Below are 18607 nucleotides of genomic sequence, written 5' to 3'. Positions count from 1 at the left end.
TCTCGGTTGGCATGCGTTGGCTCCCGATGACTGTTTACGAGTGTCCTGCGGACTGGCTGCGGACTGGCCGGAGGTGCCGCGGCAGAGAAATCCATGGCGCACCGGCCGGACCTGCAACGAGACTGCGCAGGTGAGCGACCGCTACCCCTGTCCCTGCTGCGGGCATCGCGTGCTCGACGCCATGCCCGGCTCCCACGAGATCTGCCCCGTCTGCTCCTGGGAGGACGACGGGGTCCAGTTCCGCTGGCCGACCATGGACGGCGGAGCGAACAAGGTCTCCCTGATCGAGGCCCAGCGGAACTACCAGGACTTCGGCGCCTGCGACAAGCACGGCCTCCAGTACGTCCGCCCGCCGGCCGCGGACGAGCCGCTCGACCCCGCCTGGCGCCCCATCGACCTGACGCGCAACTCCTTCGAGGACTGGGACGCGGACGAACGCGCCCCGTGGCCAGACGACCGCTCGGTGCTCTGCTGGTGGCTCCCCACCTTCTGGCGCCGCAACCACCCGGCAACACCATGACGTCCCCCGTCGAAGCCCTCGTCCAGCAGCTCGACGGCAAGGCGGACGAGTCCTACGACGCCCGCGCGGAACTGATCTGGATCGGCTCCGACGCCATCCCCGCCATCATCGATGGACTACCCTCCCTCGGCGGCTTCGGCCAGCTGACCGCCATCGAGGTCTTCCAGGAGGTGAACGACCCCCGCTGCGGCCCCGCCCTCATCGGGCTACTGGACAGCGACAACCCCACCGTCCGCGAATGGGCAGCCGTAGCCCTGGCGAGCCTGGAGATCGACGGCGCAGTCGAGCCCCTCCGTCGCGCCTACCGCGCCAGCCTGGAACGGGCCACCCCTCCGGACTGGACCGAGCCCGACGGCATCCGCTGGGCCCTGACGGAACTCGGCGCCCGCAGCCCTGTCATCCCGCCGCTCACCGCGCGCCTACGCGCCATCGCTGCGGACGACGCCCCCGGCTGGCTCTCGGCCCACTTCACCGAGATCATCAACGACCTGGCCGACCACGCACAGGTGATCCTCTACTCCCAGTTCTGGCAGGTGGACGCTGGCCGCACGTACGGCGTCTCCGGCACTGGCCTGGGCTGGGAACTCGACTGGACCGCGCCCTGGGAGCACTTGGTCGAAGCGTCCCGCACCTGGTCCCTGCTGGAAGCCTCCGAAGCCCCCGCCGGCGACAACATCTTCGTCGCTCCCACCTGGATCGACCGTACCGACCTGTACCCAGAGAGGTGACCGATGCCGTTCCAGCACCCCGAGGAGATCGGCTACGGCTACGTGATCGAGCGCTACGCGGCGAGGAAGGACTCAGGCCACGCGCGCTACCTCGTCTTGAAAAGTGGTCGATTCCTGCGGCCCGAGTGGCCTCACGCCGAACTTTTCGCCCGTCACCTCATCGACGACTCGGCCACGATCACCGATGTTGAGCTGGAGGCCCTTCTCGGCTACGAGTGGCGCTCACGCCTCACCGCCGCCTGGCTGATCGGCGTAGACCGACGCGCCACGTTCCGCGAACGCATCGGCGACCTGCTCCTGGCCAGCGAGTTCTGCTTCTCCGGCAGCGCCTACTGCTTCGCCCTGGCCCGCTTCGGCACCCACGCGGACGCCGAGATCCTCACCACCTACCTTGACCGCTATCTCCCCCGCACCGACCTCCGCTACGACCAACCCGCCGCCCTTGGCGCCCTCCTCCGCCTCGACGCTCACCTCGGCACCCACCATGCGGACCGCTGCACCCAGCCTGACGGTCTCTGGGAGCAGTGGGTCAATGCCCTGGCCCACCTCCGCGACCACCCCGCCTACACCCCCGTCGAACGTCGCCGCTGGACGGACCTCCAATGCGACTTCGCCAACGGCTGGTCTGGCCCGTAATCGGGGCGTACGCCCCGAGCCCTGGTATTCAGCCTGCTCGACGAGAACGGCCCGAGGTCCACGCTGCCCCGGCCTCAGGCCCCCGCTCATTCCCCATCAGGTAACGGCGGTAATGAGCCAAACGCGCACCCGGAGGCACGCTCTGTCGGACGATGGTGGTGCACGAGAGCGCCGACATGCGGAGACAGGGGAAACCATGCGCGTTGACGTACGGGTGACGGCAGAAGCTGACGAGCTGCGCTCACTGCACAGCTGGCTTCGGGCAGACCCAGATGTCCGCAAGTCGTCCTCACTGACGCTCGAGGAACAGCCTCCCGAGCCCGGGCAGATGGGCAGCCTGGTGGATGTCATCCAATTGGTGACTGACAACGGCTGGAGCGCTGCCTCCTTCGTGGTGGCACTGGCCGCTTGGAAACGAACAAGGCCCCAGGATCCGCGGATCGAGATCAGGCGGGGTGACACCGTGATCGTTCTTACGCAGTGCAGCGATGACGAGATCGACCGTGTTGTCCGAGCCCTTGAGGCTCCGGGTGCAGATGCGGCACCAGAGGCGTGAGCGCCCTGCCTGACCCTGGCGCGACCCGAGCTGTGCTGATAGGCACCAGTCGCTATGACCACCTTGAGCAACTGCCAGCGGTGTCCAACAACCTGACCGCTTTAGCCAAAGCACTGACAGAACCCTCCTCCTGGGGTTTGCCGCCGGAACATTGTGTGACCCTCTCGAACCCCACGACTGCTGAGATGACCATGGCCGCAGTGCGGGCGGCAGCCGAGCAAGCGCGTGACACCGTGCTCGTCTACTTCGCGGGTCATGGGCTGGTCGACCCGGAAAATGACCTCTATCTGGCCATGCCGCAGTCCAGGCAACAACAGGTCGAGACCGGGCTGCCCTATCAGTGGCTACGGCAGGCGCTCCTCACCGGCCGGGCCGAGCGATGTGTTGTCATCCTCGACTGCTGCTACAGCGGCCGTGCCCTGGGGTCGATGGGTGGTCCGGCCGATCTGGCCGATCAGGCATCCGTGGAGGGATCATTCCTGCTGGCCGCTGCCGCAGAAACGCGCCCAGCACTTGCCCCACCAGGTGAGCCGTTCACTGCCTTCACCGGAGAACTCCTAGACACCCTTCAGATGGGAATACCTTACGGACCTGAGCTGCTGGAGTTCGGTGCCCTGTACCGACACATGCGCATCAGCTTGGCAGCCAAGGGGCGTCCCGTACCACAGGCGAGAGATAGGAACACGGGAGCACAGCTTGCCCTCGGCCGTAACCCTGCGTACCTACCGGCAACGGGGTCCGCTCCTCCCATCGGCAAGAACCACGCGCCAGAACGCTCCTGGCCCAGTCCCTCGGGCATCCGCACTGTCGAGGGGTTCTTCAAGGCGCTGTCAGACGTTCGCGTTACGAGCGGCCTCACCCATCAGCTGGTCAGCCAACGCTCCGGTGGACGCGTATCGGCCGGCACCGTCAGTCGCCTCTTGAACCGCGAGAGCCTACCCAAGACTTGGCAGACCACGGCGGCGTACCTGTCTGCTTGCGGCGTGCCGGATACGCAGGTCACTGAGTGGCAAACCGTGTGGATGCGGTTGCTGGCAGAGACAACGATCGAGGCAGCCGATCGGCCCGCCGTCCCACGGCTGGGCCAGGGACATCACCCCACGTTGCTGGCGCGATTGGCGGGGCGATTATCCCGACGAAACGACCGCAGTTGAGGTACCCGTTCAGGGAGTAGCTGCGGCTGTCGGGACTGGCTGCTGCGGAGCCGGCGCCGGCGCCTCACCGTCATCGCCGAAGACGGTGTTCCAAGCGGCGATCGCCAGCAACGCAGCCACAACGATGACGCCCGTCGCAGGCTTCTTCACCTGCTTGACGGCTGCCGGCCGTACCCAGTGCCCTGCCCGGTAGTAGGGCTTGTCGCTCTTCTGCGCCACTGCGCTCTCCCCCAACGACACTGCCATGTAATCCCTGGAGACAGTCTGGCAGCGGCCCGCCCTGTACCGAGGCGAAATCAGCATGTACGGCTGATTTCGAACCATGGCGACGTGAGCACTGAAGTGCTGGGGCAGGCCCACCGGAGGTGCGCGAGTCTCCGCCCCGTCACCTGTCGTCCAAGCACAGCCCGTTGTGCCCACATGCGCTCGCTGACAGGGGACGAGCGACGAGAGGCGGACATCTGCGTTCCGGATTCCCCCGCACCAGAACCTCACGGGCCTCTACGATGATCGCTCTGCGGCTTGAACACCTGGAGCACCATGCGCCTCGAGACCATCAAGATCGAGAACTTCCGCGGTCTTACAGACGTGAGTATCCCTTTCTCTCGATTTGGCTGCCTTATCGGCGAGAACAACGCCGGAAAATCATCCGTGTTCCAGGCGTTGAATATGTTTCTGAAATCAGGTAACGCAGCCGATAGCGACTTCCTGAGCAGAAACCGCCCTATCCGGATTCAGCTTTCCTTTTCCGACGTTAGCGACGCCGATCTAAAGCGACTCGAAGATGGGCATCGAGTTCGGATTGAGAAAGAAGTTCGGGACGGAAGAATCACGCTCGCCAAGGTGTACGCAAGCCCCGGGAAGGGGACCCTTCTAGTCGTCACACGGGTACCCAGAGAGCAGAGGTACACAAAAATCGTCATCGACGACACCCTGAAGCCTGGGCTATCCTCCGAAGTCATTACCGCCAACGTGCAGGTGATGTACCCAGAAATTGCCGACAAGCTTGGCGGGAAGATAAATCGTGCTGCGGTACGGCGCGAGATCGCCGCAGTGCTGGAGAAACTCGGTGACGATGACTTCGTCACCGGGGATGACTCTTTGCCAACAGGGATGGACAAGTCCATTGCCCCGCTCCTGCCGGAGTGTGTCTACATCCCTGCCGTCAAGGAACTCAACGAAGAAGTCAAGACCACATCCACGGCAACTTTCGGGCGACTCCTTAGTCTACTTTTTGGGCAAATCGAGCATCAACTCCCCGAGCTAGAATCGTCATTCGAAGCACTCCGCGGGCAGCTTAATGTAATCACGGCCGACGATGGCGAGGAATCCGATCAACGCCTCTCCGAAGTAAGGGAAATCGAGTCCCTAATCCAGCGAAACCTTCAGGAGTCCTTCCCGCGCGCAAGTGTGCGCCTTGAGATTCCCCCTCCACGCCTGCGTAGCCTACTCGAAGAGGCCGAAATTTCCATCGACGATGGAATCACGGGTCACTTTAAGACCAAGGGGGATGGGCTCCGAAGGTCGGTCGCATTCGCCATCCTTCGCGCATACGTTGACATGAAAACTGCCCGACCGGCAACAGCAGACAGCTCTCAGCAGCCCTGCCTTCTGCTATTTGAGGAGCCCGAAGTATTCCTGCACCCGCAGGCACAGCGAAAGCTGTTCGAAGCCCTCGCCTTTTTCTCCGAGTTTAATGACGTCCTGGTCAGCACTCACTCATCATCATTCTTTTCGCCCGGGGCAACCGGAACGTTCGTGAAGGTCATTAAGGACCACTCATTGGATCCGCCGGCGAGTCGGACTCGCGTGATCGACCTGTCCGACATGGATGCGCGCGATCAATTCGAGATCATTAAGCACGAAAACAATGAGGCAGCATTCTTCGCAAACGCGGTTCTGCTCGTAGAGGGGCCCAGCGACCACGTCTTGATCCCACACATCGCCCGCACCCTGAATGCGGAATGGGATTTCGAGAAGCGCGCGACAGCGGTAGCGAAAGTCGAAGGAAAGGGAAGCATTGCCCGCTACAGAGGTTTCTTCACTCGTTTCGAGATGCAGGTCGCCGTACTCGCAGACCTTGATGTTCTAATCGAAGGGTTCGACAAGCTGGGTGCCAGTCAAACCTGCCGCCAATTGCGAGATCGACTCATTGCAAAGGTCAACGAGATGGTCGCAGATGCGGGCACCGAGCCGTCTGGAAAGACTCTCAAAGGCATGCGATCCAACGGGGCTGTACAGGATCTCTGGAAGAGAGCCTGTACAGCGCGAGAGCAATATGCGCAAGGACTCTGCGAATGGGAGGACCTCGATGCCGCCATCAGTGCCTTCTTCGCGCGATCTACATCAGGCACCATGCGGCGAGTTCTCGAAGAGGCCGCCGATCCTGACCTCAGGAGCATGAAACTGGAGCTGCTCCAGGCGCTACGAGAGGAGGATATTTACGTATGGGAGCGCGGGGCAATTGAAGATTACTATCCGCCACTGGAGGAAAATGAGTCCTCGAACAAGAACGACCGCGCTCGCTCCTTCTGTGAGCGCTTTTTGACCGCAGACGACATCAGGAAGCTGCCCGCATTCAAGGATTCCGACGAGTGTGAATTCGAGGTGATCTTCGAATCTCTATTCAGGCCGACACCCTCGGTTCGCCTTGCATCGCATTCAGTCCCAAAGCAAGCAGAACCAGAATGGATCACTCCCACCACTCAATAGGTGGGCAGTGGGCTCCCCAAATTATCCTCAGCCCCAGCCGTCGAGTGAGACCTGGGACCCAGCCGAAAGATATCGGTGGAGGGCGCTTGCGGTGGTGTCCACGAAGTTCTCGGGAATGACGTCGGCATCGATCCAACGGACCTGGGAGTGCTTGCGGGGTTCGCGGTTTTCGGGTTCGCCGGTCCAGTCGTGGGCGGCGAAGACCACCGTGAGGAAGCCGTTGGGGGCTTCGACGCCCCAGGCTCCGTGGATGATGTGGGCGACCTTGAGGGACTCGGGCTTCACGGTGAGGCCTGTCTCCTCGTAGAGCTCGCGGACTGCGGTCTCCGTGATGGGCTCGCCCGGTTCGCTCTTGCCGACGGGGAGGTCCCACAGGCCCTGGGCGAACTTGGCGTTCTCGCTGCGCTGGAGGAGGACGACGCGATTGGTGGCCTTGTCGTGGACGATGACGGCTGCGACCAGCAAGGTCATCGATTCGAGCGCTGGCTTGAGGCCTTGGGAGCGGTCGTCGGTCTGCTGGGCCACGGTGTTCCCTTCGTCGGGCGGGTTGTTGGGCATGTTAGGCGAGGGCCTCGCGAGCGCGGCGGGCGAGATCTGCGGCGCCGGGGACGCGGCGGCGCTGGTACACCGCGAGGGTGGAGCGGATCGAGGTGATCGCCTTTCGGGTCCGGTCGGAGGTCATGCCCTCCATGAGGACGAGGGCCTGGGTCCAGGCGGCGACGGCTTCGTCGGCGCGTGCCTGGGCGGCGAGGCTGTCGCCGAGGTCGGCGTGGGTGAGGGCGTGGACCCGCTTGTACTTCTCGGGGTCCCAGCGGGTGAGGGCGTCGCGGTGCTGCTGTTCGGTGCCGATGTGGTCGGCGAGGTCGGTCAGGGTACGGGCGGTGTGGCTGGCCACGGTGCCGGCCGCGGGGCCGCTGACGCGGGAGTAGCTGGGCTGGGGGCCGTCGTCCCGTACAAGGGCGTCTTCGGCGGCGAGGAGGGCACGTGCGGCTGAGGGGCCAGCGTCCGTGGCGGCGTAGGCGCGGGCGTGGGTGATGTGGAGGAGGGCCTCGGTCTGGCCGTCGACGTGGCCGAGGCCGCGCCGCAGGGCGCCTTCGACGAGATCGACGCAGTGGTGGGGCTGTTTGAGGCTTAGGGCCTGGTGGGCGAGGGCGCGCATCATCCAGGCCGCGTGGCCGTGGGGGTCGGCTTCGCAGGCGAGTTGATAGCCGACCTGGTAGTAGCGCTGGGCGGCGCCTTCGTGGCCCAGGTCGTGGTGTTTCCATCCTGCGAGGTAGGCGAGTTCGGCGACGGCACCGAACGCGGCCAGGCGTAACGGCTCCGAGGGGAAGCGTCCGCGGAGCATCGGGGCAGCAGTGTCGGCAAGGTACGCGGTGACGGTGGTCAGGCCGTGGCCGCCGCCCAGGCGTTCGTCGGCGGCACTGAAGGCCGCAGTGATCTGGCGTACGACGTCGATGTCCTCGCCTCCGACGAGCGAGCGGCCGGTGCGGGCGCGGAGCATCCGGGAGGTGGCTTCGTGGTCGTGGAGCAGCGGCATGGCGACGCCGGCCGTGGTGAAGGCTGCGATGGCGAGGAAGCGGCGGCGTTCGACGTCGGCACGGCCAAGGTCGGTGACTGCCTCGACCGGGTCGCCGTTCGAGGCGGCTTCGGCGTCGCCGGAGTGGAGGCCGAGCTGGGTCGGGGTGACGACGCGGCCCAGGCGGCGGGAGAGGGCTTCGGCAAGGTACTGGCCGGCCTGGCCCGAGGGCGCGCGGGTGCCGTTGGCCCAGTGGGAGATGGCGGACTTGTTGGTCTGGAGCAGCTCGCCGTTCTCGGCGGCGATGCGGCGGACGTCCTTGGCGAGGGCTTCGTAGGTGCATCCGGCAGCGTGGATCGTCTCGCGCAGGCGGGAGTTGGGGTCGGTCGGCGCTGGCACGTTCCTCCGTCCCGGAGCTGTAAACCGCGTATACCGCTTGGGCTCGGTCACACCGTACCCACTCTGCGTAGCGGGCGGTTCACTTATCGACAGCCGCCCCACTCTCGGGCCGGGCGGCCCCCACGTTCCGTACGTCCTACCGGGCTCGGGCATTCCTATGCCCTGGTCCGGACGATCAGAGACGGAGAAACGGTGACCACCATCGACACCGCGACCATCACGGTCGAGCTGCCCGACGCCTTCGACCCCCGCTGGAGCCGCCTACCCGGCATCCACGTGGACGGCCGGCGCATCACCATCGACCCGGCCGAGTACTTCTTCCGCTTCGAGTCCAACACCTGGCTCATCGCCGACTGGGAGCTGGTCAAGGCCCAGCTCCTGGAGGTGGACGAGACGACCGAGAGCGCGGTCGAGCAGCTGGCGCTCGACTTCATCAAGAACCACGGAGAGTCAACCTCCGACGCCGCCCGTGTCCTGGCCACCGCGTACGAGGTGTACGCGTACCTCTTTCGCGACGAGCACCTCGCCGGCCTCGGTCTGCCGCAGCTCACCGCCGACCACCTGCGGATGCTCCGCGAGGCCGCCACACTCATGGCGCTCAACAAGGTTGAACTGGACGGCCACATCTCCAACGTCGGCCCGTGCTGGTTCTTCCCCGCCGCCACCTCCGTCGTCTTCGACCTGGATGACGAGACGGGCGGGAGGCTCGACGAGGTCTACCACGGCGGCTGGTTCAACGAGCACCGCCGGATCGAGTCCATCAAGGCCCACGCCGCCCTCGGCGGGCGGCTCGTGCACGGCTGCCAGTCCGTGCCGGACCAGTCGGGCGGCGTCGTCGCGCCCTACGGTGCCTCGATGGCCAACTTCCGTGACGACCTCGCCGAGTTCAAGGCGGGCTGGATCGAGCAGGTCTACGCCCACCGCGTGACCGCGGCCGAGTAGCCCCACCCCACTACGGCTTCGGGGCGGGCCAGCACGTTCGCCCGCCCCGGAGCCCACCAGCCCCTGGAGACACCCCCATGGACCAGAGCCTGACCGCCACCCTGCTGGACGACCTGTGCGCCCTCATCCACAAGCCCCTCCCCGAACGCACCGAGATCCGCGTATGGGGCATGTCCGGAGTCGAGCGCGTCACCTTCCCCGACGGCACCACGGCCGTCTTCAAGTACGCCAAGGAGCCCTTCGACCGCGAGGCCCAGGCCCTGCGGATCGCACGCCACCGCGGGCTGCCGGTCCCCAAGCTTCACGCCACCGCCATGCAGAACAAGTGGCTCGGGATGCTGATGGACGACCTCGGCACCCCCGTACGGGACGCCGACGACCTCGACGGCGTCGCCGCCGCCGTGATGCTTCACGCCGCCCGCCCGGCCAGCGGTCTGCCCTTCCTCGACGGCACGGGCCTCGCGGCCCTGCCCGGCCGGGCCCTCGACCACCTCCAGCGGCTTCGGAAGGCCGGCCGGTGGACGGACTGCGACGACATCGAGACCACGCTGGGGAAGATCTCCGCAGCATCCGAGGCCCGCGCCCAGGGGGCGACGCTCGACCCCTTCGGCTGGGTGCACTCCGAGTTCCACCCCACGAGCGTCCACATCGGGGAGGAGGGCTGGCGCCTCCTCGACTTCGCCCGCGCCTTCACCGGCCCCGGCCTGATCGACCTTGCCTCCTACCACGGCACCACCGAGACGCCCAGCCCCGTCCGACTGCGGGTGTTCCTGGAGCAGTACGTCGCCGCCGGAGGGCACGAAGACGCCCTCGCCGCCCGGGGCGGCCTGCCCGCCGAGGCATGGGCCCTGGGTTGGCACCGCATGTGGGCCGTCGAGTGGTTCATGGAGCAGGCGATCCGCTGGATCAACGACCCGACCAGGGACTTCGCGTACATCCCCGTCGTCCGCCGCCACCTGAACGACGTGGTCCAACTCCTGGAGGTCTAGGTGCTCGCCCAGGTCTCCCCCTGGTACGCCCACGCCGCCCAGCGTCTCGCCACCGCACCGGCCCACGCGCTCGTTCCTCCGGCACGGATGGAGTGGAGTACCCACCCCGGTCTGGGCCCCGGCGCGGAGATCCTCGGCCGGGACCTGCGCGGCAAGCGCCTCCTGGAGCTGGGCTGCGGTCCCGGCCACAACGTCGCCCACCTCGCCCAGCACCACCGGGCCCACGCCACAGGAGTCGACCTGGTGGGCCTCCAGGTACGGCGAGCGCGGTCGCACTACGGCCACATCAAGGGCGCCACCTTCTCCGCCGGCCATGCGCTACACCACCTCCAGGCCACCGGCCAGACCTTCGACGGGGTCTACTCGGTATTCGGCGCCGTCGGCCTGGTCGCTCCGGAGCTTCTGCTCGCCGCAATCTCCCGCCACCTCGTGCCCAGCGGCGTACTGGCCTTCTCCGTACCCCACCCGGCACGGGCCGGAAGACATCCTTCGACGGACGACCGTCCCCGCGAGGACTACGTCACCATGCCCGACCGAACCCTGCTGCCCATCGCCCGCTGGGAGTACGACGCCCACCGCTGGGCCGCCCATCTCTCCCGGACCGGCCTGCGGATCACCTCGGCCATCGAGCTGCGGCATCCGCGTCTCGACCCGTGGCCCACCACTCTCCTGATCACCGCCCGGAAACGCTGACCGACGGAGGCAACGATGCCCTTGCCCTACCTCCTGCTCGACATCGACGGCGTCCTCATATCGTTCCCGGCGTCCAACGGCAGCACCCCACCCGCCCACGTCCGCCACACCGTCCTGCCCGCAGGCCGCGACCCCGACAACCCGGTACCGATCTGGCTCAACCCCGCCCACGGCCCGTTGCTCGCCAGCTTCCTGACCAGCGGCCTCGTCGACCCCGCGTGGTGCACGAGCTGGCGCAAGGACGCCACCACCATCGTCGGGCCGCTCCTCGGGCTGCCGGAGTTCCCGTACCTCGATCTCCCCCGCCCCGAGATCACCACCAGCCACCCCAACGGCTACCTCTGGAAGCGCGACCACGTCGAACCGTGGCTCGGCGAGTCGGCAGTCGCCTGGGTCGACGACGACTTCACCAACCTCGACCACGCCTGGGCAGCGGAGCGGACCGCCAAGGGCGCGCCGACTCTCCTCGTTCAGCCCGACCCGCACCTCGGACTGCAGCCCGAGCACCTAACCGAGGTCATAACGTGGGTCTCGCAGCTGCCCAGAGCCCGGGTCGCGTGACAACTGATGCCCTCGCTGCCACAGGCAGCGAGGGCATCAGGGTGCGATGTAGTCCCTGGCCTGTACCTGGGCGCAGTTCAGTTTCTGAACGGGATAGCCGTGGTTGGCATCTATCAACCATCCAGGGCGAGATGCTCCGCTAACTGATCACCGAGGAACATCAGGGCCCGAAATGAAATCCAGACCGATATTCAGAAATCATCGCGTCGATCTGATCTTCATGCCGCTCCAGGAATGTATCGAGCGAGTAGACCCCATTCCAGCCAGCGTCGCGCAACTGCGACCCATCGCAGGGGATCGGCAATGTGCAGAGGTCCGCGCCTTGTACGAAATGAAGTCGGAGTTCATGCGCCTCGGAGAGACTCAATGGATTTCCTCCGATCTGCTCGATGAGTACGTAACGAAGCCCGAGCAGACCAAGAAGATCAAGATCGGTGACCCAGGCCGCATCCATGAGGCGATGAGTCTGCCAATGCATAGCGTCGCGATACACCAACCTCGCCCGGCCAGCCACATCCGTGTGAGGAATGCCGTCCCAGTAGAGCGAGCCATGGATCGTGCGATCGACGCCGTCCTGGGCAAGTGCCGTTCCAAAGGTTCTAGGAACAAGGTTTGAGAGCTTGTCAGGCCACCCGTGCACCAGAGATCGGATCAAGTCGCAGGGGTTATACACGTGGAGCATGACGTCGCGCTCCACGCCATCAGCCGAGACGTCGTCCAGCCACCGCGCCACGAGCCTCTCCCAATCAGGGTTTCCCGCAAAGCACATCCTGCTCTCCTCCCGGAAAGCTGGCCATCTTCCACGATCCGTGGTACGCGCTGAGCCTGTATAGAGGACTTCGCCGATCCCCTCTTCGTCACCGTTCAATTCGCGGAGGAGATCCCGCTCGTCCAACGAAGTGCGCTTCGCGAATTTACCAGCCGCCCGATAGCCCTCAATTTCCCATTGTGGGCTCTCCGCCAGATGCCGAAGTACGCCGGGGCGGGCCGAATCATAGCCAGCCGCGAAGACATGCTTTGTGATGTGGCAGAGGGCCGAGTACTCCAAGGGGTACCCTCCGGTTTCCTCGTACGAATCCACCTCACTGCCATCAAGCCATGCCGGCGCCTCTTCTGGGTCCAGGCGCCCGATTGCGAAATAGAGACCGTACGGTGCGACCACAAGGTCTCTCTCCGAGATACGTCGGAAGTCCGCTGCGAGGAGATCATGCGCTCCGGCCTCGGCGGCTCTGCCTAGAATTTCGTGCCAGCCTTGCGTTCGCCCCTCCGGAGAGTTGTAAAAGTAGATGAAATGGTGCGGGGTCACCCGCGGCGGTACCGCCGCTTCGAGAAATTCCACGCGGTCCGCACGCACAGGAACGCCATTGTCGTCCAATGTCAGCTGGTACCCGCGGAGATCGTGGGACCAGTCTCGCGCCATGTTGCTCACCGGGACGCGCAGTTCGCGCCAAGTGGTGGAGACGATCAGCGCGCGGATGCGGTCCTTACGGAGCCCCATCTCCTGCTGTAACAGCTCGGCGTACTTCGTGACCTCATGAAGGGCTCGAGCCGAAGTCGAGTCCGATCGCTTCAGTTCGATCACCACCCACGACCCGTGGCCGTCTCGGGCAAGGATGTCTATACGCCCGCGCGTTCCATGGGCATTGGGAAGCGGGTACTCCGTGCCAATCAACCGAAGACTCGGCTCGATGAGAGGAAGGCGATTGGCCAGCATGTCACGCAGTCGTGCCTCGTACGGAACATTCATGTCGCACTCCTCAAACAAGTCGCTTGCCTAAGAGGCCAGTTGATACACAATCAGGGTCTGACAGTAGGTGATCGGTCCGACAACCCTGACCCCTTCTCGGCCTCGGCCTAGCAAAGCCCGGGATTGCCCGACGCCAAGGACTGCCAGAAGGTCCGCCACCTGGATGAGCTCTCGCGTAGGCCCGAGCAGTGGAGATCACGACATGAAGCTCTACCGTTGAACCCGATACCCCACCACGACGCGTGGGGGGCATCGAGCCGGGGTCAGCGGTGTCGACTGTGCTCTTCGGGACTCGTGGCCACTGGTGTGAGCAGCGGATGCTGCGGGGCAGACCTGGCCGAGGTGCCGCTGATGGTGCTTTGCCTGCGAGCGGCTTGCGCCCGCCGGTTCGGTTGAGTGGTGATGCGCCAGTTGAGGACCTCGGCGGGGTGCTCGGCGCTGTCGAGTTCCCGCTGGGTGCCCATCTCCGCCAGGAGGCGTCGGGGGTTGTGGCCGGCGGTTTCGGCTTGGGCGAGGGTTGTGGTCAGGGCGGTCCAAGTGAGGTCGGCGAGGATCCGGTCGGCGTGGTCGGGGAGGGCCGCGCGAACGTCCTGCTCGAAGCGGCTGGCGGTTGCGGCTCGTGGTGCGCGGCGGGCCAGGTCAGCCAGGACGGGTGGGGCGGCCTGCTGGTAGCCCGCCTGGAGGTGGCGGAAGGCTTCCTCGGCCGCTGCCGCCTGCTGTTCGTGGCCGCGCTGTTCGTGCCACTTGGCGGCGGCGCGGGCCAGGTGCACGGTGGCGAAGAGCAGGGCGATGGCGAGTCCGCCCGGCTCGCTGGAGGCGTAGGCGAGTTCCTTGGCGGCCTTGCGCAGGGCGGTGGCGGCCTGGTGGTCGGCGCGGGTGGCGGAGCGACGGGCGCGGTTGAACGCCGTCGCCGCCGCCCGTAGTTCCGCCCGGTGTGGGCCGGTCGTGGCGCTTGCGATGTTGTACAGGGCGTCGCCGAAGGCGGCCAGGTGGCCCTGGGCGGCGGCATCATCGCCGGAGTCGAGGACGGTGCGTGCCACCTGTGTGGCGGTGGTGGTGTGACGCCATGGGTCGGCGGGGTCCGCCGCATACCCCGGGCGGTCGGCTACGTCCTGGTCAAGAAGGCGTTCGCGTAGGCGGTTGATGGAGAGGTCGGGGGCGAGTTTCGAGCCGCCGTACCAGACGGGCTCGTCGGCCGCGTTGGTGTCGCCAGGTGCGGCGAGGCTGTAGCCGATCACGTCGCCGGTCTCGGGGCCGAGGCGTGTTTTGACCTTGATGCCGAGGGACTGCAGCACGGTGAAGTAGTCGGCTTCATTGCGTACGGCGGCGGCGACCGCGTACGCCTGCTCGCGCAGCCACTGCCGTGCCGTGGCGGTCTGACCCTGGCGCTCGGCCTTGGCACGTTCGGCGCCGGTGGGAGTGCGGGGCGCGGTGAGGTCGCCGGACTTCAGGCGGCGCAGACCGAACTCGGCTTCGATCTTGCGGCACTCGGCTTGGGCCCGCTGTCCGTCGCGGTGGGTGCGCGGGCGGCGTCCGTCGGCGCGGACGGTGGTGGCCATGATGTGGATGTGGTCGTCAGCGTGGCGTACCGTGATCCACCGGCATGCATTCTCGTCACCTTCGGGGGCGATGCCGGCAGCGTGAACGATGCGGCGGGCGACCTCGGCCCACTCGGCGTCGGTGAGGTAGCGGTCGCCGGGCGCGGTACGGACCGGACAGTGCCAGACGTGCCGAGGCGGCTTCTTACCGCCCAGCTCGCGGGTGCGCAGGTCGACGTGGTGGTCGAGGCGCTTGGCGAGGAGGGTGTAGCTGGCCTCGGGGTCGCGGCCAGGGTCGGGGGCGCCGACCATGTCCCAGGCGGCGACGATATGCGGGTCGGTGTGTTCGTCGCGGCGGCCGGCGCCGAAGAGGTAGACGATCAGTCCGCGGGTGTTGGAGCCGGTAGAGACGTCAGGAACCATGCGCAGTGCCTTCCGCCAGGAGCTGGTCGATCAGTCGGTAGCTGCTCTCGGCCGCTTGCTCGACGCGGTCCAGCACCGCCTCGGCACGCTCGGGCACTATTCCTCGGTGGATGGCTGCGGCGATCTGGTTGAGGTTGCCTCCGATGCGGTTCAGCGCGACCGTGTGTGCCTCGACGGCCTCGATCAGCGGGCGGAGAGGATCGTCCTCCGGGCTGCCGACCAGTCCTGCCTTGCCCAGGGCGACGGCCAGGGCGGCGTCCCCGACGAATCCGGCGAACTTCTGACCGCGCTGGTGGGCGGCGGCGCTGATCACGCGGACCGCAGTCCGCGTGAAGCGGATGGTCTTCTCCTGGTCGCGCTTCTCCACCGTGCGCTTGCGGTTCATCAACGCGGGCAGGACGGGGGCATCGAGGTCCCGCCAGGACGGCTGCTCGACGGGCGGTTGGACATCGGTCGGCAGCTGAGTGCTCGGGTCGACGGAGTCGGGTGCGGGCGGACAGCTGGTCGCGGCTATTCCCTCCTCCGGCTCGGGCGCCCCCTGGCTCTCGGCCTTCTCCTCCGCCACCTCTGGGGCGGGGGCAAGCGCGGACGAAGCCTCGTTAGAGGCTCGTTCGCTCCAGCTTGCTGCTGATCGGCGGGTCAGGCCGAAGAACGCCTTACGGCGGCGGGTGGGGGCGTTGTCGGTGGTCGATTCGGGCATGGTGATGCTCCGGTAGTCGTGTGGGGTGAGGCTTCGTCACGTCCGTTGCATCCGTCCCGTAGCTGGTCAGGACAGGTACGGAGACGGTCGCAGGTACGGACTGATCCGTATCGGCAAGGAACTCCGTCCCCGCGCTGACCTGCGCGGGGACGGATGCGACGGATTGATACGGAGCTGGTGTCAGCGAGTGAGCCTGGGGCCGGCAGGCCCGCCAGGCGGACCGATGGGCAGCGCTCCGGATGGAGGGGCCGGTGGCTTGCCCAAGGCTCGACGTGCGGGCACGGCCTCCTCGGCTGTGGGCACTGGCGGGGCGGGATCGGGGCAGTACCGGGCCCAGGCGTCGAGGAACTGATTACGGGCGTACGCCTTCGCCTGCCTGCCGTTCTCGAAACGGTGGTTGGCCGGACTGATGCCGAAGTCGCGGAGCAGGTTGGCCAGGTGGTAGGCGTTCAGGCCCTTTGTCCCGTACTCGGCCCAGGGCGCCTCCGCGTCCTGGACGAGGGCGGCGAGCAGGTCGTGGCTGCGCAGCGCCTCCTTGTCGCCCTGTTGCTCGAAGACGCGGCGGATGTCCCGGAGCAGCCGGGTCTTCAGTGTCGTCTGCTCGTCCTGGACCACCTCGTTCCGGGTCATCGCCAGGCAGGCGGCACGGGCATGGGCGGGCCAGTGGCCGCCGGCCAGGTCGGCGACGATGACCAAGGGCTCCCAGGTGTCTGCGGCCCGGTCTTCGACCGGCATAGGTGGCACGTGCCGGTGCGCTGCCCCGCGCAGTGGGGTCAGCCACGCGGCCAGCCGGTCGCGCAGGGCGTTCAGTTCCGGGACGGAGTGCCGGGAGCGGAAGGGAGCGACCTTCTCGCCGGGCTTGCGTTTCTGCATGCGGAGCACGACGGCGCGGTCCATGATCGTGTCCGGAAGGTCGCCGATGCCTGCCAGCGCAGCCATGGCGAAAGTCGGGAACGCGGTCGGCTTGTGCTCCGGGCCGGAGATCCGCCACGCGGGGCGGTTGCGCTGGTGTCCGGCGTTCAGCAGGCCACGGAGGTCCTCCTTGTCCCCGGCCTTGGGGCCGAAGATGGTGTCGGCCTCATCCACCAGTAGCGTCGGCGGGTCCTCGCCGATGATCCGGAAGATCACCGCCGGCGAGGTGTTCACCGTCATCATCGGTCGGGACACGGTCTCGTGGAGCACGTCCAGGACACGCGACTTGCCGCAGCCCTTGGTCGGCCCCACCACCGCCAGGCGCGGAGCGTGCTGGAGGGCGGGCTGAATGTGGGAGGCCGCCACCCACAGGGTGACCGCAGTCAGTGCCTCCTCGCTCGGCAGTACGACGTACCGGCCAATCGCGGCGCGCAGCTCGTCCAGTACGACGGTCCCGTCCTGGTCCCGGTCCGCCTTGAGGCCAGCGCGCTCCCGGTCCCCAGTCCCCGGTCCGGGTTCCGGGACCATCCCAGCAGCACCGTGGTCAACCCCGACCGACGGTCCGGGTTCGACAAGCGACTGACCGGAACTCTCCGCCCGGTCCCCAGCATCTGGTCCGGCCCCATCCGGACCGGACGGGTGGTCCGGGTTGTTGGTCCGGTCCGATAGGCCGCTGAGCTGTGCGTTCTCCGCCGGTCCGGGTTCCTGGTCCGGGTTGTCCGGAACTCCGGTCCGGGTTTCGGTCGCGGGTCGGTCCGGTTCCGGACCGACCGGACCAGCGGCACGGTCCGGTCGATCGCCGGTCCCCGAAGAGGTGGACCGGACGTTTGCCCGGTCCGGACCGCGCCACGGGATGCCCTGGCCGGGGACCGCGACCGGCGGCCAACCGCCTGCAGCGGAAGCGGTCGACAGGATGGGGGAGGAGGTGTCCTCCATAGGCGTTCCTTTCTGGCGAGGGGCGGAGCGGGACCTGGTCCGCCTTCTCGTCGGTTGGTCGTTCAGAGGTGGGTGGAGGGCCCCGGCAGCTTCGGGTCTGTGGCTACGCGGCCAGACCCCACTCGTCCTGGCCATCGATCAGCGCTCGCTCGTACCGCAGCAGCTCGGCCTCGGGGTACAGCACCCGCTTCCCGACCTTGATGCCGCGCGGCCCCTTCCTGATGTGGCGCCAGTAGCGGACGGTGCTCTCGGCCGTGCGGTAGCGCTCGGCAACCTCGGCGGTGGTCAGGTATCGCATGTATTCCCATTCAACTAGGCAACGTTTCGGATCTGAATAATGTTGTACCCGACAATCCCCGGTTACCCAAATCAGGAAGTCCGTGTTTCAATCTGCATAGCGAGGATGGTTGCGATGGAGGTGCGATGGCAGGCGACAGGCCCGAGTCCGGCGAGGTGCCGCTGCTCTACAGCGAGGGGAACGTGGCCGCACGCGTCGCCCTGGAGCGCGAGGTCAGGGGATGGAGCACGACGGAACTGGCGGAACGGGTCACGCGGGCCGGGGTGAAGATGAACCAGACGGCTGTCTGGCGCATTGAGAACGGCACCCCGCGCCGACGTATCAACCTCGACGAGGCCCTCGCCTTCTCCCGCGTCTTCGAGCTCCCCCTCGAAGAGCTGATGTCCCCGCCTCTGGAGGTGCTCGACATCGACAGCCGGCGCCTCGTCCAAGAGGCCGTCGAAGCGTTCTACGAGGCCCGAGACGCGCGCGACCGTCTCCATCACGCCGTGGTCGCCATCGCCGACCACATCAAGGCCCATCCCGACAGCTCGCGGGCCATCCACGAGCAGTGCCTCCGCCTCATGGGCGACGAGCGGGACGCTCGCACTCTCAGCAGCGACATCGAGGACGGTGGCCACTACTGACAACCGACATGAAGGAGAAGC

19 protein-coding genes are annotated in these 18607 nt (G+C 66.6%); 11 read left to right on the top strand and 8 right to left on the bottom strand.

All coding sequences use genetic code 11. The annotated features are described in order from the left end of the window. Window positions 1–130 precede the first annotated feature (130 nt). The 5 genes from AB0O29_RS04430 (at window position 131) to AB0O29_RS04410 (ending at window position 3594) form a co-directional block, all read left to right on the top strand. Window positions 131–520: a CPCC family cysteine-rich protein gene (locus AB0O29_RS04430; RefSeq protein ID WP_365145905.1), complete on the top strand. Its 390-nt coding sequence runs from the start codon at window positions 131–133 to the stop codon at window positions 518–520. Then, window positions 517–1248 carry a HEAT repeat domain-containing protein gene (locus AB0O29_RS04425; RefSeq protein ID WP_365145903.1) on the top strand — a complete coding sequence of 244 codons (732 nt, stop codon included), beginning with the start codon at window positions 517–519 and terminating at the stop codon, window positions 1246–1248. The genes AB0O29_RS04430 and AB0O29_RS04425 overlap by 4 nt, the downstream gene beginning before the upstream one ends. A gap of 3 nt (window positions 1249–1251) precedes the next feature. Beyond that, window positions 1252–1884, top strand: a complete 633-nt coding sequence (locus AB0O29_RS04420) for a DUF6000 family protein (protein WP_365145900.1) — start codon at window positions 1252–1254, stop codon at window positions 1882–1884. A 196-nt stretch (window positions 1885–2080) separates the two neighbouring features. After that, entirely contained in the window at window positions 2081–2440 is a 360-nt protein-coding gene (locus AB0O29_RS04415; RefSeq protein ID WP_365145897.1) for a hypothetical protein, read from the top strand. Next, window positions 2437–3594, top strand: a complete 1158-nt coding sequence (locus tag AB0O29_RS04410; RefSeq protein ID WP_365145894.1) for a caspase family protein — start codon at window positions 2437–2439, stop codon at window positions 3592–3594. The genes AB0O29_RS04415 and AB0O29_RS04410 overlap by 4 nt, the downstream gene beginning before the upstream one ends. Before the next feature lie 9 nt (window positions 3595–3603). Here AB0O29_RS04410 and AB0O29_RS04405 read toward each other — a convergent pair whose 3' ends face one another. Next, window positions 3604–3813 carry a hypothetical protein gene (locus AB0O29_RS04405; protein ID WP_365145891.1) on the bottom strand — a complete coding sequence of 70 codons (210 nt, stop codon included), beginning with the start codon at window positions 3811–3813 and terminating at the stop codon, window positions 3604–3606. 321 nt (window positions 3814–4134) lie between these two features. Here AB0O29_RS04405 and AB0O29_RS04400 point away from each other — a divergent pair, with 321 nt between their 5' ends. Further along, the gene (locus AB0O29_RS04400) at window positions 4135–6306 is read left to right on the top strand and encodes an AAA family ATPase (protein ID WP_365145888.1); all 2172 of its coding nucleotides are present in this window, start codon (window positions 4135–4137) and stop codon (window positions 6304–6306) included. Window positions 6307–6333: 27 nt separating this feature from the next. On the opposite strand, the gene AB0O29_RS04395 is transcribed toward AB0O29_RS04400, so the two are convergent. Together AB0O29_RS04395 and AB0O29_RS04390 are read right to left on the bottom strand one after the other, a co-directional pair. Continuing rightward, complete coding sequence (locus tag AB0O29_RS04395) at window positions 6334–6864, bottom strand: NUDIX domain-containing protein (protein ID WP_365145885.1); 531 nt, start codon at window positions 6862–6864, stop codon at window positions 6334–6336. A 1-nt stretch (window position 6865) separates the two neighbouring features. Next, entirely contained in the window at window positions 6866–8221 is a 1356-nt protein-coding gene (locus AB0O29_RS04390; protein ID WP_365145882.1) for a tetratricopeptide repeat protein, read from the bottom strand. A gap of 192 nt (window positions 8222–8413) precedes the next feature. On the opposite strand from AB0O29_RS04390, the gene AB0O29_RS04385 reads away from it, so the two are divergent. From AB0O29_RS04385 to AB0O29_RS04370, 4 genes are all read left to right on the top strand, one after another. Further along, window positions 8414–9163 (top strand): hypothetical protein, encoded by a 750-nt coding sequence (locus AB0O29_RS04385; protein WP_365145880.1) that lies wholly within the window; start codon window positions 8414–8416, stop codon window positions 9161–9163. A gap of 77 nt (window positions 9164–9240) precedes the next feature. Beyond that, window positions 9241–10152, top strand: a complete 912-nt coding sequence (locus AB0O29_RS04380) for an aminoglycoside phosphotransferase family protein (protein ID WP_365145877.1) — start codon at window positions 9241–9243, stop codon at window positions 10150–10152. After that, entirely contained in the window at window positions 10153–10845 is a 693-nt protein-coding gene (locus AB0O29_RS04375; RefSeq protein WP_365145874.1) for a methyltransferase domain-containing protein, read from the top strand. A 15-nt stretch (window positions 10846–10860) separates the two neighbouring features. Next, window positions 10861–11406 carry a hypothetical protein gene (locus tag AB0O29_RS04370; RefSeq protein ID WP_365145871.1) on the top strand — a complete coding sequence of 182 codons (546 nt, stop codon included), beginning with the start codon at window positions 10861–10863 and terminating at the stop codon, window positions 11404–11406. A gap of 160 nt (window positions 11407–11566) precedes the next feature. Here AB0O29_RS04370 and AB0O29_RS04365 read toward each other — a convergent pair whose 3' ends face one another. The 5 genes from AB0O29_RS04365 to AB0O29_RS04345 form a co-directional block, all read right to left on the bottom strand. After that, a complete protein-coding gene (locus AB0O29_RS04365; RefSeq protein ID WP_365145868.1) occupies window positions 11567–13153 on the bottom strand; it encodes an endonuclease NucS domain-containing protein in 1587 nt (528 codons plus the stop codon). Window positions 13154–13416: 263 nt separating this feature from the next. Then, the gene (locus AB0O29_RS04360; protein WP_365145865.1) at window positions 13417–15114 is read right to left on the bottom strand and encodes a mobilization protein; all 1698 of its coding nucleotides are present in this window, start codon (window positions 15112–15114) and stop codon (window positions 13417–13419) included. After that, a complete protein-coding gene (locus tag AB0O29_RS04355) occupies window positions 15104–15679 on the bottom strand; it encodes a hypothetical protein (protein ID WP_365146059.1) in 576 nt (191 codons plus the stop codon). The genes AB0O29_RS04360 and AB0O29_RS04355 overlap by 11 nt, the downstream gene beginning before the upstream one ends. Before the next feature lie 315 nt (window positions 15680–15994). After that, window positions 15995–17254 (bottom strand): DUF3631 domain-containing protein, encoded by a 1260-nt coding sequence (locus AB0O29_RS04350; RefSeq protein ID WP_365145862.1) that lies wholly within the window; start codon window positions 17252–17254, stop codon window positions 15995–15997. Window positions 17255–17765: 511 nt separating this feature from the next. After that, window positions 17766–17960: a helix-turn-helix domain-containing protein gene (locus tag AB0O29_RS04345; RefSeq protein WP_125822349.1), complete on the bottom strand. Its 195-nt coding sequence runs from the start codon at window positions 17958–17960 to the stop codon at window positions 17766–17768. 125 nt (window positions 17961–18085) lie between these two features. Here AB0O29_RS04345 and AB0O29_RS04340 point away from each other — a divergent pair, with 125 nt between their 5' ends. Continuing rightward, the gene (locus AB0O29_RS04340; protein ID WP_365145859.1) at window positions 18086–18586 is read left to right on the top strand and encodes a helix-turn-helix transcriptional regulator; all 501 of its coding nucleotides are present in this window, start codon (window positions 18086–18088) and stop codon (window positions 18584–18586) included. Window positions 18587–18607: the final 21 nt, after the last annotated feature.

The sequence above is a fragment of the Streptomyces sp. NPDC089915 genome (assembly GCF_040684675.1).
GTDB lineage: Bacteria > Actinomycetota > Actinomycetes > Streptomycetales > Streptomycetaceae > Streptomyces.
This window is presented reverse-complemented; position numbering and strand designations above follow the sequence as displayed.

Excerpts from the sequence above, each read along its gene's own strand:
- AB0O29_RS04340 (WP_365145859.1), top strand. The coding sequence starts at position 18,086 with ATGGCAGGCGACAGGCCCGAGTCCGGCGAGGTGCCGCTGCTCTACAGC.
- AB0O29_RS04425 (WP_365145903.1), top strand. The coding sequence starts at position 517 with ATGACGTCCCCCGTCGAAGCCCTCGTCCAGCAGCTCGACGGCAAGGCG.
- AB0O29_RS04415 (WP_365145897.1), top strand. The coding sequence starts at position 2,081 with ATGCGCGTTGACGTACGGGTGACGGCAGAAGCTGACGAGCTGCGCTCA.
- AB0O29_RS04365 (WP_365145868.1), bottom strand. The coding sequence starts at position 13,153 with ATGAATGTTCCGTACGAGGCACGACTGCGTGACATGCTGGCCAATCGC.
- AB0O29_RS04395 (WP_365145885.1), bottom strand. The coding sequence starts at position 6,864 with ATGCCCAACAACCCGCCCGACGAAGGGAACACCGTGGCCCAGCAGACC.
- AB0O29_RS04350 (WP_365145862.1), bottom strand. The coding sequence starts at position 17,254 with ATGGTCCCGGAACCCGGACCGGGGACTGGGGACCGGGAGCGCGCTGGC.
- AB0O29_RS04400 (WP_365145888.1), top strand. The coding sequence starts at position 4,135 with ATGCGCCTCGAGACCATCAAGATCGAGAACTTCCGCGGTCTTACAGAC.
- AB0O29_RS04370 (WP_365145871.1), top strand. The coding sequence starts at position 10,861 with ATGCCCTTGCCCTACCTCCTGCTCGACATCGACGGCGTCCTCATATCG.
- AB0O29_RS04360 (WP_365145865.1), bottom strand. The coding sequence starts at position 15,114 with ATGGTTCCTGACGTCTCTACCGGCTCCAACACCCGCGGACTGATCGTC.
- AB0O29_RS04345 (WP_125822349.1), bottom strand. The coding sequence starts at position 17,960 with ATGCGATACCTGACCACCGCCGAGGTTGCCGAGCGCTACCGCACGGCC.
- AB0O29_RS04420 (WP_365145900.1), top strand. The coding sequence starts at position 1,252 with ATGCCGTTCCAGCACCCCGAGGAGATCGGCTACGGCTACGTGATCGAG.
- AB0O29_RS04380 (WP_365145877.1), top strand. The coding sequence starts at position 9,241 with ATGGACCAGAGCCTGACCGCCACCCTGCTGGACGACCTGTGCGCCCTC.